At 71.4% G+C, this 13,579-nt stretch carries 11 protein-coding genes and 1 pseudogene; 8 read left to right on the top strand and 4 right to left on the bottom strand.

What is annotated here, in order from left to right:
* Positions 1-126 precede the first annotated feature (126 nt).
* Positions 127-657 carry a MarR family winged helix-turn-helix transcriptional regulator gene (locus tag ASE20_RS21495; protein ID WP_056896630.1) on the top strand — a complete coding sequence of 177 codons (531 nt, stop codon included), beginning with the start codon at positions 127-129 and terminating at the stop codon, positions 655-657.
* Here ASE20_RS21495 and ASE20_RS21490 read toward each other — a convergent pair.
* The 4 genes from ASE20_RS21490 to ASE20_RS21475 all read right to left on the bottom strand — a co-directional run bounded on the left by ASE20_RS21490 (position 618) and on the right by ASE20_RS21475 (position 6,036).
* On the bottom strand, positions 618-1,349 hold the full coding sequence (locus tag ASE20_RS21490) for a gamma-glutamyl-gamma-aminobutyrate hydrolase family protein (RefSeq protein WP_056896629.1): 732 nt from the start codon (positions 1,347-1,349) through the stop codon (positions 618-620). The two genes, ASE20_RS21495 and ASE20_RS21490, sit on opposite strands and share 40 nt — an antisense overlap.
* Positions 1,346-3,025 (bottom strand): amidase, encoded by a 1,680-nt coding sequence (locus ASE20_RS21485; RefSeq protein WP_082612761.1) that lies wholly within the window; start codon positions 3,023-3,025, stop codon positions 1,346-1,348. Before ASE20_RS21485 ends, ASE20_RS21490 begins: the two co-directional genes overlap by 4 nt.
* Positions 3,026-3,143: 118 nt before the next feature.
* Complete coding sequence (locus ASE20_RS21480; protein ID WP_056896628.1) at positions 3,144-4,328, bottom strand: serine hydrolase domain-containing protein; 1,185 nt, start codon at positions 4,326-4,328, stop codon at positions 3,144-3,146.
* 55 nt (positions 4,329-4,383) lie between these two features.
* A complete protein-coding gene (locus ASE20_RS21475; protein WP_082612759.1) occupies positions 4,384-6,036 on the bottom strand; it encodes a biotin carboxylase in 1,653 nt (550 codons plus the stop codon).
* Between the two features lie 193 nt (positions 6,037-6,229).
* On the opposite strand from ASE20_RS21475, the gene ASE20_RS21470 reads away from it, so the two are divergent.
* The 7 genes and pseudogenes from ASE20_RS21470 to ASE20_RS26095 all read left to right on the top strand — a co-directional run.
* Positions 6,230-7,294 carry a helix-turn-helix transcriptional regulator gene (locus ASE20_RS21470; protein WP_056896627.1) on the top strand — a complete coding sequence of 355 codons (1,065 nt, stop codon included), beginning with the start codon at positions 6,230-6,232 and terminating at the stop codon, positions 7,292-7,294.
* 96 nt (positions 7,295-7,390) lie between these two features.
* Complete coding sequence (locus ASE20_RS21465) at positions 7,391-8,518, top strand: class II histone deacetylase (RefSeq protein ID WP_056896626.1); 1,128 nt, start codon at positions 7,391-7,393, stop codon at positions 8,516-8,518.
* Between the two features lie 76 nt (positions 8,519-8,594).
* Entirely contained in the window at positions 8,595-9,611 is a 1,017-nt protein-coding gene (locus ASE20_RS21460) for a sugar ABC transporter substrate-binding protein (protein WP_056896625.1), read from the top strand.
* Between the two features lie 24 nt (positions 9,612-9,635).
* Complete coding sequence (locus ASE20_RS21455; protein ID WP_056896624.1) at positions 9,636-11,135, top strand: sugar ABC transporter ATP-binding protein; 1,500 nt, start codon at positions 9,636-9,638, stop codon at positions 11,133-11,135.
* Positions 11,132-12,139 carry an ABC transporter permease gene (locus ASE20_RS21450; protein WP_056896623.1) on the top strand — a complete coding sequence of 336 codons (1,008 nt, stop codon included), beginning with the start codon at positions 11,132-11,134 and terminating at the stop codon, positions 12,137-12,139. Before ASE20_RS21455 ends, ASE20_RS21450 begins: the two co-directional genes overlap by 4 nt.
* A gap of 16 nt (positions 12,140-12,155) precedes the next feature.
* Positions 12,156-13,019: an alpha/beta hydrolase gene (locus tag ASE20_RS21445; RefSeq protein ID WP_056896622.1), complete on the top strand. Its 864-nt coding sequence runs from the start codon at positions 12,156-12,158 to the stop codon at positions 13,017-13,019.
* 212 nt (positions 13,020-13,231) lie between these two features.
* Positions 13,232-13,579, top strand: a pseudogene (locus ASE20_RS26095) (DUF222 domain-containing protein); the annotation flags it as partial.

Here is a 13,579-nt window from a genome sequence, read left to right as displayed (position 1 = left end):
GGATCGTTCGGATCCGTACGATAATCGCAATGTGACCCGGCGCACCATCCCCCTGGGTGAAGTTTTCGGGAAAATGTTTGTTACCGAACGATCTGCTGAGTAATGAGGGTTGGCTAGTCTGATGTCATGCCGGACCGCCACACGCTCGAGGAGACCGAGCGCGCCATGAAGGACCACGTGGGCGACCTGCCCCTGGACTTCGCTGCCGCCAACGCCCTGTCCAACCTCTTCCGCGCGGCCAACGCGGTCCGCACCGAGCTCACCAACCGCGTGCTGCGCCAGCACGACATGACCTGGACCGGCTTCGTGGTGCTCTGGGTCGTCTGGATCTGGGACGGCATGGAGACCCGCCACGTCGCCGAGTCGGCCGACATCTCCAAGGCCACGCTGACCGGGGTCGTGAAGACGCTCGAGGGTCGCGGCCTGATCGTCCGCGAGGGCGACGAGCGCGACCGTCGCCTGGTCCGGCTGCGCCTGACCGACGAGGGCACGGCGCTGATGGAGCAGATCTACCCTGAGTTCAACGCCGTCGAGTCCGAGATCGTCAGCCAGCTCTCCGAGCGCAAGGTGAGCACGTTCACGCGCACCCTGCGCGACGTCGTGAAGGCCGTCGAGCTTCAGACCGACGCTCGCGACGAGGCTCGCGACGAGGCCTGAGCGACCAGCTCCGCGAACAGCCCGGCCTGCACCGGGTCCGTGGCCGCGGTGTCCTCCGGGTGCCACTGGACGCCGAGGTACCACGACGTCGCTCCGTCGAGCTCGACCGCCTCGATGACCCCGTCGGGCGCGTGCGCGACCGCCCGCAGGCCCGTGCCGAGCCGGCCGATGCCCTGGTGGTGGTAGCAGGAGATCGTCGGCACCGTCCCGACGAGCGCCGCGAGGGCCGACGCCGGGTCGACGGCGATCTCCTGGACGACGTGGCGGTGGATCCGCTCACCGAGGTCCTGGACCAGGTCGCCACCGAGGGCGACGTTGACCACCTGGTTGCCGCGGCACACCGCGAGCAGCGGCAGGCCGTGGGCGAGCGCGTGCCGGGCGACGGCGAGGTCGAAGGCGTCCTGGACCTCGTCGACGTCGTACAGCGTCGGGTGCGGCTCCTGGCCGGACCAGTGCGCCGCGAGGTCGCCGCCTCCGGGCAGGAGCACACCGTCGGCGAACCACAGCCGCTCCGCCACCTCCGTGACGTCGACGGCACCGTCGGGTGCGGCGGGGTGGACGACGAGCGGCTCGCCGCCGGCGGCGTACACCGCCTCGATGAGCGAACGCGACGCGACGTCGGCGCCGTAGCGCAACGCCGATGCCGACGCGGAGAACCGCGCCGGCACGACGATGAGGGGACGACGACTCATGACTTGATCAGCGGCGGGAGGTGCTTCTCGACGAGCCGGGTCTCGCGCTCCCACGCGGCAGCGAATTCGATCACTCCCGCATCATCGTGGTTGCGGCCGATGACCTGCAGCCCGATGGGCAGACCGGTCGCGCCGAAGCCGGCCGGCATGGCCAGGGTCGGGGCACCGAGCAGGGTGCCGATCGCGGTCACCTCCATCCAGCGGTGGTACGTCGACATCGCGACGCCGTTGATCTCCTTGGGCCAGTGCACCTCGTTGCCCTGCGCGTCGACGTTGTCGAACGGCATGACCTGCGCGGTCGGCAGCAGCACGTAGTCGTAGTGCTCGAAGAGCTCGCGGAAGCCCTGGTAGAGCGCGGTGCGCTTCACCGACCCGTTCCACGCCTGCTGGGCGGTGATCGGGCCGGACCCGTCGATGCCGTGGAGCATGCCCTCGACCTCGAAGAGCGTCTCCGGCTTGAGGTAGGGCTTCCAGGCCGGGTTGTTGTAGATCGGGAAGTTCAGGTTGCCGCTGAGCCAGTGCCGGAAGACCAGCCAGGTCGGCCACAGGTCGGCGTTGGAGAACGACCCGTACTGGTTGAGCTTGTCGACCTTGTCGACCTTGGCCCCGAGCGCGCGCATCCTGTCGACGGCGGCGCCGGTCACGGCCAGCACCTCGGGCTCGGTCGGGAGGTAGCCGCCGAGGTCGGCCATCCAGGCGACCTTGACGCCCTTGAGCGACGTACGACGGACCGTCTTGAACCTCTTCGGGTCCTCCTCCATCGCCAGCGGCACTCGCGGGTCGTAGCCCGCCATGGTCGACAGCAGCAGCGACAGGTCCCGCGCGTCCCGCGCGATCGGGCCCGTGGCGCCGCCCTGCTGGACGAACTGCTCGCCGCCGAGCTCGGGGATCCGGCCGAAGGAGGGACGCAGGCCGAGCACGTTGTTCCAGCCCGGCGGGTTGCGCAGCGACCCGAAGAAGTCGCTGCCGTCGGCCACCGGGAGCATCCGCAGGGCCACCGCGACGGCCGCGCCGCCACTGCTGCCGCCGGCGGACTTGGTCGGGTCGTAGGCGTTGCCCGTGGTGCCGTAGACCTTGTTGTAGGTGTGCGACCCGAGGCCGAGCTCGGGGAGGTTCGTCTTGCCGATGAAGATCGCACCCGCCTTGCGGATCCGCTCGACGAGGAGGGCGTCGGTGGTCGCCGGGGCGACCGGGACGCCCGGCTGGCCGAAGAAGCCGACCGAGGTGGTCATCCCCTTGACGTTCCACTGGTCCTTCACGGCGTGCGGGAAGCCGTGCATCCAGCCCTGGTAGGTGCCGTTCCTCAGCAGCCGGTCCTTCTCGGCCGCCTCGGCGAGCAGCTCGGCACGCGGCCGGAGCTGGACGATGGCGTTGACCGCGGGGTTCACGTCGTCGATCCGGTCGAGGTACGCCGTCATCACCTCGACGCAGGTGACCTCCTGGCGGCGGATCGCCACGGAGAGCTCGGCGGCGCTCCAGTCGACGATCCGGCCCAGCTCGGCGGGCCGCTTCACCTTCGGCCACACGATGTCGGGCACCCCGCCGGCCTGGGCCGCGCTCGCGGCGCCGACCAGCACGCCGGCGGCCGACGTACCGGCCACCAGGGAGCGGCGCGACAGCCGGGCACGCCCGCTCGCCCTCGCCTTGTCGGAACCCTCAGGAAGTCGAGACGCCATGGCGTCGTCCTCTCGACGTTGGATGATCGTTTTGGTCCGAACGATCTCGTTCGGGACCGAACGTATTGTGAAACGCGACACTCCGCAAGGGGTTCGCCGTGGAATCCGCCGCAGGACGTCAGGCGAGGTTCGCCGACACCGCGTCGAAGGCGCGCAGGGTCGCGAAGAGCTTCCACGCGTGCTGGGGCTCGGGCCAGCTCGACAGCTTGGCGGCGACCACACCGGTGACCGGGTTGACGTAGACCATCTGGCCGTGGATGCCCAGGCAGACCAGCACGTCGCGGTCGGGGTAGGGCAGCCAGAACTGGTTGCGGTACATGCCGCCCGGCATCAGCGTCTCGGTCGGGCTCTGGGCGAACGCGGCCCGGGAGTCCGGGTCGCCGCGGTAGGTGTCCTCGATCCACGCGGCGCTCACAACCCGCTCCCCGGTCAGCGAGAGCCCGCCGGCGGCGAGCATGGCACCGAACCGGGCCAGGTCGCGGAGTGCCGCACAGATGCCGCCGTCGAACATCCCCGACCCGACCGAGTCGACGCCGATGACCGCGTCGTGCTCCGCGCCGATCCGCGACCACAGGACGCGGGACATGAGGGTGGGCATCCGCTCGCCCGCCGCCGCCTCGCAGACCCAGCCGAGCACGTCGGTCTCGCCGCTGCGGTACTCGAACGGCCCGCCGTGCGGCGCCTTCTGCCGCAGGGTCAGCAGGAACTCGTGCATCGTGTGCGGCACGCCCGGGTGCTGGCGCGGTGCCCAGCCGATCGCCTGCTCGAGCAGTCGCACCTCGGCGCCGGGGTCGAGGTAGGCCTCGGAGAACTGGATCCCGGATCGCATGTCGAGCAGGTGGCGGACGGTCGCGCCGGCGTACCCGCTGGCAGCGAGCTCGGGGACGTACGACGCCAGCGGCGCCGCCGGGTCGAGCAGTCCGTCGTCGACGAGCGCCCCGGCCACCGTGCCGACCAGCGACTTGCTGACCGACATCAGCAGGTGGCGGGTGCCCGGTGCCATCGCCTGCGGGTAGTGCTCGGCAACGACCCGACCACCCCGGCAGACGATCCAGCCATCGGTCTCGGTCTGCGCCATCACCTCGCCGACGCTGACGACGGAGCCGTCGTACAGGGTCACGGGCAGGGGCGCGAGGTCGACGGGAGTCGCTTCGAGGGCGGCCACCGGACCTGCGCCGCGCGAGATCGTCGCGGTCGGGAACAGCTCGTCGATGTGCTGGAACGACCAGTGCAGCTGGGGCGCGGTCTGCCAGTTGTCGAGGGTGACCCCGACCTGCGGCTGGCCCGGCGTTCCACCCAGCACTGCGTCCCCCGACCTGTCCCGTCGGCCCGTCCGTCGAGCCTGCCGACGGGGAAGCCTAGCCGCCGGCAAGGGCACCTCCGGGGCTGCCCTTGAGGGCCGCCGGGTCCGGGGCCGGCTGCGCCGGAGGGACGACGGGCGTGCCGACGTAGTGCGCGCGGACCGAGTCGATCAGGTGCTTGGCCCGGATCGTCAGTGCCGCGGGCTTGCCCGGGCGACCGGTCTGCAGCCGTCCCTTGGTGACCAGGACGCCGAGGTCGGCGCCCTTCCAGCGGTAGTCGCCGGCGCCGTAGATCCGCAGGAAGAAGGCCTCGTTCTCGTCCTGCAGCTGGTGCCAGTCGAGGGCGGCCCGCTGGAAGACCAGCGTCCCCGCGCGGTCGAAGGTGTAGGCACCGGTGGGCGCGGCCGACTGGATCAGCTCCACGCCCGGCGCGGTCTCCTTGATGATCATCTGCGACCACAGGTCGACCGCCGCGAGCTCCTGCCACCGCTGGTTGATCTCGTCGACGTCGAGCTCGAACTCAACGTCGAGGAACTCCAGCAGGTGGAACAGGAACAGCGGTACGTCGGCGTAGGCACCCGCCGTGACGTTGGTGATGGACGATGCGCCGCTGATCCGCGGGTTCAGCTCGCCGAGGTAGACCTCGTCGGTGTCGACGTCGACCAGGACGTCGACCTCGAAGAACCCGCGGTAGCCCTCCTTGCCGAGCCGGTCGCCGAGGCGTCGTACCAGGTCGCCGGCCCGCACCCGCAGGTCCTCGGAGAGCACCTCCGGGAACATCTCGTTGCCGCACCAGCCGCCGCGGTAGGGCGTCAGCCGGGAGTGGCCGGTCAGCTCGGACATGAACGGGCCGACGACGGTCCCGCTCGTCGTGAGGACCGCCTCGACGGCGACCGGGCGGTTGTTGATCCGCTTCATCACCTTGGTCTCGTTGCCGGCGATGTCCTTGCGGTGCTTCCTCCAGTCGGCCTCCGAGGCGATGAAGAAGGTGGTCTTGCCCGAGTCGCCGTACGCCGTCTGGACGACCAGGTCGTCACCCAGTCCGGCCTCGGCCGCCGCCTTCATCAGGCTCTCGAAGTCCTCGACCGTCACCATCACGTTGGGCACGCTCGGCACTCCCACCTCGTTGCCCAGCCGCGTGGTGACCATCTTCGAGTCGAGGTGGTTGCGCAGCGCGGCCGACGGCAGGATCAGGTCGTAGCCGAGCTCCTCGCAGATCTGCTCGGTCTCCTCGTCGAAGAAGACCATCGCGATCTTGGGACGCTGGCCCTTGGCCCGCCGGCTCTCGATGAACGCCCGTACCTCGGCGTTCTCCAGCAGCCAGTTGTTGACGTGCTCGCCGCTCTCGAACTCGACGTAGGGCTTGTGCTGGGGCGTGAAGACGCGGGGGTGCGCGCCGTCCCAGGCGTCGTAGTAGGTGACGTAGGTGAAGTTGCGGACCCACCGGTCGAGGCCGAGCAGGTTGAACGGAGTGGCGCCGAGGAAGTAGATCGGGACGTCGTTGGTGCGGAAGAAGTGCCGCACCTCCGACATGTTCCGCAGCGGCCGGCTCACCCGGCCCTTGGCGGCCGGCGCGAACGCCGCGTCCGTGCCCAGGGTCGGCACCGGCGCGGTCGGGGTCGCCGTCCTACGCGGGGCTGCCGTCCTCTTGCGCGGGGCTGCTGCCTTCTTGCGCGGGGCCGCCGGCTTGCTCTCGTCGGGAGTGGACATGACGGGTTCCTCTCGGTCGCACGCACGAACGCAGTCGTTCGGATCCGAACTATCTCCCTCCATCGGGAGTGCGTCAAGCGTCCGTCCCGGACTTCTCGCCCCGTCCGGGGAGCGGACCGACCCGTTGCCATCGCGCCCCGCCGCTCCTACGATTTGGTCCCTAACGTTCTCGGGCCTGAGCAATGGCGGTTCCATGGCAGTTGTCGACCACGCGCCCGACGTCGCGCTGCTCGAGCTCGTCGCCGACCTGGCCACGCTCGGGACACCGGACGATGCCACGACGCGGCTCCCACAGATGCTCGACCGGCTGGCCGGCGAGGTCGGCGCGCACGCCTGCCAGGTCGACGCCGCGACGACGACCAGCCGCGGCGCGACGACCGCCCGCTGGCAGACGGTCGCGACGGTCGGCTACCCGCGCGCCGTCTCCGAGCACCTCGGCGGCGAGTTCCTCCGCTCCGACCACGGGCGCCTCGTCCTCGACAGCCACGGCCCGATGCGGATCGAGACCGACACCCACGACTTCCGCCGCACGCCGCACTTCCACGACGTCCTCCACCCGGCCGGGTACGACGACGGGATCTCCCTCGCCCTCAGGGCCGCCGACGACGTGGTGATCGGGATCGTCCACCTCTCGGCCTGCTCGGCCGACGACCTCCGCACCGAGACCCTCGCCGGCCTGCCCGCGATCGGCCGCGTGCTGGCCCGCGTGACCGAGGTGGCATCGTGCTCGGTCCGCGACGTGACCCTGCCCCCGGAGTACGCCGTGGTCCGCGTGGACGCCCACGGCAGGAGCCGTCCCGTCGTCGGCCGCGACCCCCTGCACCTCCACGTCGACGAGACCGTGCAGGCGATCGTCCACGACATCCTCGCGACCGGCGTCCGCTTCGCGACCTTCCTGCACCAGCAGGACGGCCGCCTGGTCGAGGTGCGCATCCACGCCCCCGAGGGACGCCCGACGACGCACCAGCCGTACGTCATCGCGACCCGTCCGGCCGAGTCGACGCTGGGCCTGACCCTGCGCCAGCTCGAGGTGCTGACCGCCGTCGCGACCGGCGCGGGCAACCGTGAGATCGCCGAGGAGCTCTTCCTCACCCAGCGCACGGTCGCCGCCCACGTGGAGGCGATCCTGACCCGGCTGGGCACACCGTCACGGGCGGGTGCGGCCGCGAAGGCGACCGCCGCCGGCGTGCTCCTGCCGTCGAGCCGGCCCGACTCGGTGCGCTCGATCGCCGCGGTGCTCCGCCGGCCGTTCGACTGAGCAAGACTGGCATTTCTGCCAATGTGACCCAGGCCACCCCGGTCCCACGATGGTCCGACCGCGCCGGAACCATCGGCGCCGACCACGGGAGCGACGATGACGACCGGGTACGTCTACAACGAGGTCTTCGGCTGGCACGACACCAGCACCAACGCCGGCCTCTTCCCCGCCGACCACCGGCTGGGGATCCAGCCTTTCCAGCACTTCGAGAACGCCGAGACCAAGCGCCGGCTCCACGAGCTGGTCGTCGTCTCGGGCCTGATCGACCGGCTCACCCCGGTGCGGCCGCGCAAGGCCACCGACGAGGAGATCCTCCTCGTCCACACCCCCGAGCACCTCGCCCACGTCCAGAACGGCAGCGACCAGCCGAAGGGTGGCGACTCCGGCGACGGGCTCAGCCCGTTCGGACCGGGTGGCATCGAGATCGGCCGGCTCGCCGCGGGAGGCGTGATCGCGCTCGTCGAGCAGGTCGTCGACGGCGCGGTCGACAACGGCTACGCGCTCGTACGGCCGCCGGGTCACCACGCGATGCCCGAGCAGGGCATGGGCTTCTGCATGTTCGGCAACCTTGCGATCGCGGCGAAGGCAGTGCGCAGGAGCCGCGGCGTCGAGCGGATCGCGATCGTCGACTGGGACGTCCACCACGGCAACGGCACCCAGGCCGCGTTCTACGACGACCCGGACACGCTGACCATCTCGATCCACCAGGACCGGGTCTTCCCGCCCGACACCGGCCACGTCCACGAGCGCGGCACCGGCGCGGGCGAGGGCTACGCCCTCAACATCCCGCTCCCGCCGGGCACCGGCCACGGCGGCTACCTCTCGGCGATGGACCGCGTGATCACGCCGGCCATCGAGCGCTTCCGGCCGGACCTGGTCCTGGTCGCCAGCGGGTTCGACGCCAACGCGGCCGACCCGTTGGCGCGCCAGGGCCTGACCTCCAGCGCCTACCGCGCCATGACCGAGCGGCTGCTCGACGTCGCCGACCGGTACGCCGGGGGCCGGCTCGCGATGAGCCACGAGGGTGGCTACAACCCGGTCTACGTCCCCTTCTGCGGACTGGCCGTGATCGAGGCCCTCGCCGGGGTGACCGAGCCGCTCGACGACCCCTACGAGCCGATCTTCGGCGGCATGGGCCAGCTCGAGCTGCAGCCCCACCAGACCGCCCTGCTCGACGAGGTCGTGGGCCTCCTCGACGCCATCGGCTCCGGCGACCGCGCCTGAGCCTCCGCCGCCGTACGGCACCCGCACCACCCCGACCGCTCCGCACCGCTTCCGCACCCATCAAGGGAGAACCACCATGTCCCAGACCCCCGACCTCTCGCGTCGCCGCTTCCTCGGCTGGACCGGCGGCGCCGGCGCCGCCGTGCTCCTCGCCGCCTGCTCCGCCCCGTCCAGCTCGACCGACAAGAAGGACAAGGTCGCCAAGTCCAGCAAGGACGTCGACAAGATCGCGTTCGACTACCCCTTCACCTTCCTGCCCGTCTACGCCGGCGTCACGAAGTTCGCCAAGGCACGGGCGAAGGAGGTCGGCGTCGACCTGACCCAGACCAGCGACAACGGCCGTCCCGACGTCCAGGCCTCCAACCTGGACACCGTCATCGCCCAGAAGGTGCCGGCGATCGTGTCGTTCCCGATGGTCTTCGAGGCCCTCGAGACCCAGGCCGCGGCGGCACTCGGCGCCGGGCTGATCTGGGTCACCTACGGCGGCACGCTGAAGAACCAGAGCGCCTCGATCACCTTCAGCTTCGAGGAGGGCGGCCGCCTCCTCGGCGAGGACGCCGCCGCGTGGGCCAAGGCGAACCTCGGCGGCAAGGGCAAGATCGCCTTCCTCGTCGACGACACGATCCAGCTCGGCCGCGAGCGGACCAAGGGCATGATGGACGCCTTCACCGCTGCCGCCCCCGACATGGAGGTCGTCGGCCGCGAGCAGGCGATCGACCCCGACACCGGCCTGTCGAAGATCAAGGCGATCCTCGCCAAGCACCCCGACCTCAACATGGTGCTCGGCATCACCGACGGCGCGGCCTTCGGCGGCTACAAGGCGCTGGCCGAGGCCGGTCGTGCCGAGGACGACGCGAAGACGTACGTCGGCGGCCAGGACGGCGACCTCGGCTCGCTCGAGCTCATCAGGAAGGGCACGTTCTACCGGGCGTCGGCCGCGCTGCAGCTGCGCGACATCGGCAACGCCGTGATCGACGTACCGATGGCGGTGGCGGACGGCAAGAGCGACGCCGAGGCCAGCACCGACGTGCCGATCGCGCTCGTCAAGCAGGGCGACGACCTGCTCGACGAGATCATCTCCCAGTACTCCTGACGCGAGGACCGAGGCGGACACGCTATGACGCTCAGGGTCACCGGGCTCGCGAAGTCCTTCGGCGGCGTGCACGCCCTCCGGGGCGTGGACCTCACCATCGAGAGTGGTGAGATCCACGCCCTGCTCGGCCACAACGGGGCCGGGAAGTCCACGCTGATCAAGGCGCTCGGCGGCGCCTTCTCCCCCGACCGCGGGACGATCGAGGTCGCCGGCCACACCTACGACGCCCTGTCGCCGCGCAGGTCGATCGACGCCGGCATCGCGATCATCTTCCAGCACCTCAGCCTGGTCGACTCGCTGTCGGTGGTCGACAACATCTTCCTCGGCCAGGAGCAGCACCGCGCCGGCGTGGTCACCCGCGCCAACCAGCGGGCCGAGGCCCGCCGGCTGCTGGACCGGCTCGGGGCGAACGTGTCGGTCGACGCCCGGGTCGCGAACCTGCCGATGGGCCAGCGCCAGCTGGTCGAGATCGCGAAGGCGATGAGCCGCAACCCCGCCGTGCTGGTGCTCGACGAGCCGACCGCGGCGCTGTCGGTGCACGAGATCCAGGCACTCGAGCGGACCGTCCTGGGCCTGCGGGCCGACGGGTTGGCCATCTGCTACGTCACCCACCTGCTCGGCGAGGTGGAGCGGCTCGCGGACCGGATGACCGTGCTCCGCGACGGCCAGGTCCACGTCTCGACGCCGCTCGCCGGCAAGTCGCGTCGCGACATCATCGAGGCCATCGCCGAGCCGTCGTCCGGCCTGCCCGAACGCGCGCCGATCCTCGACGCCGACCCGCCCCAGCTGCAGCTCCGCGGCCTGACCGGGCCGGGGATCGGGCCGATCGACCTCGACGTACGACCGGGCGAGATCGTCGGCCTGTACGGCCTGATCGGCTCCGGCCGCACGCGGACGATCGAGACCGTCTTCGGCCGCTACCGGCGGCAGGGCACGGTCAGCGTCGGCGGTCGTACCGTCACCCGGCGCGGTCCGCGCGCCGCGCTCGCGGCCGGTCTCGCACTGGTGCCCGGCGACCGCGGCCGGCAGGGCCTGTTCGCCTCGCTGTCGGCCCTCGACAACGCGCTGCTCCCCGCCCAGCGGACGCTGTCCCGCTTCGGCGTCCGCAACCGGAGGCGCGAGCTGGAGACCTTCCGGTCGCTGACCGACGCGCTCGGGGTGCGCCCGTCCTCCGCGGTCGCACCGGCCCGCGCGTTCTCCGGCGGCAACCAGCAGAAGCTGCTGCTCGGCCGCTGGATCAACGGCGTGCTCCCGACCACCGTGCTGATGCTCGACGAGCCGACCCAGGGCGTCGACGTGAACGCTCGCCACGAGATCTACCGGGTCGTGCAGGCCATCGCCAGCGAGCGTCGCGCAGCCGTGCTGTTCGCGTCCACCGACCCCGAGGAGGTGGTGACGCTCGCCGACCGCTGCCTCGTGATGGACCAGGGCCGTGTGATCGCGGCCATCGCCGGCCCCGACCTGACCGAGGACGCGCTCCTGGCAGCCGTCCACCGCCCCACTCCCACGGAGGTTCCGTCATGAGCACACCCCAGTCCGTGCGCCAGCTCGCCCGCTATCCGCTGATCCCCGTCATCATCGTGATGGCGATCGCGTTCGAGGCCAGCACCGGCAGCTTCGTCGGCAGCCAGAACCTGCTCGGCATCGCCACCGACAGCGCCACCCTCGCGATCGTCGCGGTCCCCACCGCGATGCTGGTGATCAGCGGCTACCTCGACCTGTCGGTCGGCTCGACCTACGCCCTCGGCGCGGTCGCCGCCGGCTGGCTGGCGTCCGAGCACGACGGCGGCATGCTGGGCTGTGTCCTGCTCGCACTGCTCGCCGGCCTCGCCGTCGGCGCGGTCAACGGCTTCCTGTGCTGCGGCCTCGGGCTGTCCCCGTTCATCGTCACCCTCGGCACGCTGACGGCCGTCCGCGGCATCGCCCAGCAGCTCGCACCGCTCCCGCAGACCGGGTTCTCCGAGTCCTTCGCCTGGCTCGGGGGCTCCAAGGTCGCGGGGCTGCCCTCACCGGTCGTGATCGCGCTGCTCGTCGTACTGGTCGCGGGGTTCGTGCTCGTCGCCACCCCCGTCGGCCGCCACATCTACGCCATCGGGGTGTCCCGCGAGGCGGCGTACCTCTCCGGCGTGCGGGTGCGCATGGTGCCCTTCGGCCTGTTCCTGCTGACCGGTGCGCTCGCCGCGCTGGCCGGCGCGATCAAGGCCTCGGTGCTGGGCGCCGTCCAGTCCGGTACGGCGGGCCTCGGCTTCGAGCTCGCGGTGCTGACCGCCGTCCTCGTCGGCGGCGTCGCGCTCGCCGGAGGCTCGGGCTCCCTCGTCGGCGTGGTCCTCGGTGTCGCCTTCCTCGGCATCCTGCAGAACGGCCTGACCCTGCTCGGCGTACCGACCTTCTGGCAGCAGGTCGCGCAGGGCGTCGCGCTGGTCGTGGCGGCCGGCCTCGCCTACCTCAGCCCGAAGTTGGAGGCGATGACCGCGCCGAGGCCGGAGGCGCCGAGGCCGGACGCACCCCGAGCGGTGCCCGTCGGGTAGGCCCTAGCCTGCGGTCATGACGCAGGAGCTGACGCTGACCACCCCCGACGGGATCGACCTGGCGGCCGTGCTCCGGCCGGGCGCCGGCCCCGGGCCCCGGCCCGCCGTGGCGCTGACCGGTCCGTTCACCGGCGTGAAGGAGCAGGTCGTCGCCGTCTACGCCGAGGGCCTCGCCGCCCGCGGCATCACCACCCTCGCGTTCGACCACCGCAACTTCGGCGCGAGCGGCGGCTCCCGCCGCCAGCACGAGGACTCCGGCGGCAAGCTCGTCGACCTCCAGACCGCCGTCGACTTCCTCAGCGGGCACACCGACGTGACCCGCGTCGGCCTCGTCGGCATCTGCCTGGGCGCGGGCTACGCGCTGAAGGCGGCCGCCTTCGACGGCCGGGTCGAGGCACTGGTGACGATCGCGGGTGCCTACAACAGCCCGCAGGCCATGCAGGCTGGCTTCGGCCGCACGGCGTACCGGGAGAAGCTGGCCGAGCTGCTCGCCGACAGCGACACGACGATGCCGGCCGTGTCCCCCGACGGGCCGGCCGCGATGGGCGGACCCGAGCCGTTCGCGTACTACGGCACCAGCCGCGGCGCGACGCCCGGCTGGCGCAACGAGGTCACCACGGCCTCGATCCACTCGCTGCTGACCCTCGACGCCGCGATCGGCGCCGACTTCGTCTCGCCGACACCGGTCCGCATCATCCACGGCACCCGCGACGAGTACTGCTCCCCCGAGGGCGCCCAGCAGGTCTTCGACCGGCTCGACGAGCCCCGCGACCTGCTGTGGATCGAGACCACCAACCACATCGACCTCTACGACCAGCCGGCGTACGTCGAGCCGGCCATCGCCTCCGCCGCGGACTGGCTCAGCACGCACCTCGGTTAGTTGTGTCGGGGGCGGGTGATGCAATACGGGTATGGCCAACTCGGGGCTGCAAGACCAACGCGATGAGCTGACGGACCTGTCCGCCAGCGACCTCCTCGCGTTCGTCGAGACCCAACACGCCATCCGACTCGACGCCGAGCGCACGATCCTCCGCGCGGCGTACCAATGGGCCCGGCTGCACCCCGGCGACTCCTACGCCGCANGGCGCCCGGATCCAGACCTCCCCCTACGGCGCCAAGAAACTCATCACCGACGCCATCGACATCACCACCCGACTCCCCCACCTCCAGGCCGGCATCGACGCCGGCACCGTCCGGGTCCGCCACGCCCGCCACGTCGCCGAAGCCACCCACGACCTCACCCCCGACGAGACGGCGTGGGTCGACACCGAAGTCGTCGACGCCGCCGACGGCCGCCTCGCCTGGACCCGCTTCGAAGCCCTCGTCGAAGGCAAGGTCGCCGCCGCCTCTCCCGAACTCGCCGAGGCCAAGGAGAAAGCTGCCTCGACCGACCGGTTCGCGCGCCTGTCCCGGATCAACCGCCACGGCATCGCGACCCTC

It is taken from the genome of Nocardioides sp. Root240 (assembly GCF_001428825.1).
Lineage (GTDB): Bacteria > Actinomycetota > Actinomycetes > Propionibacteriales > Nocardioidaceae > Nocardioides.
This window is presented reverse-complemented; position numbering and strand designations above follow the sequence as displayed.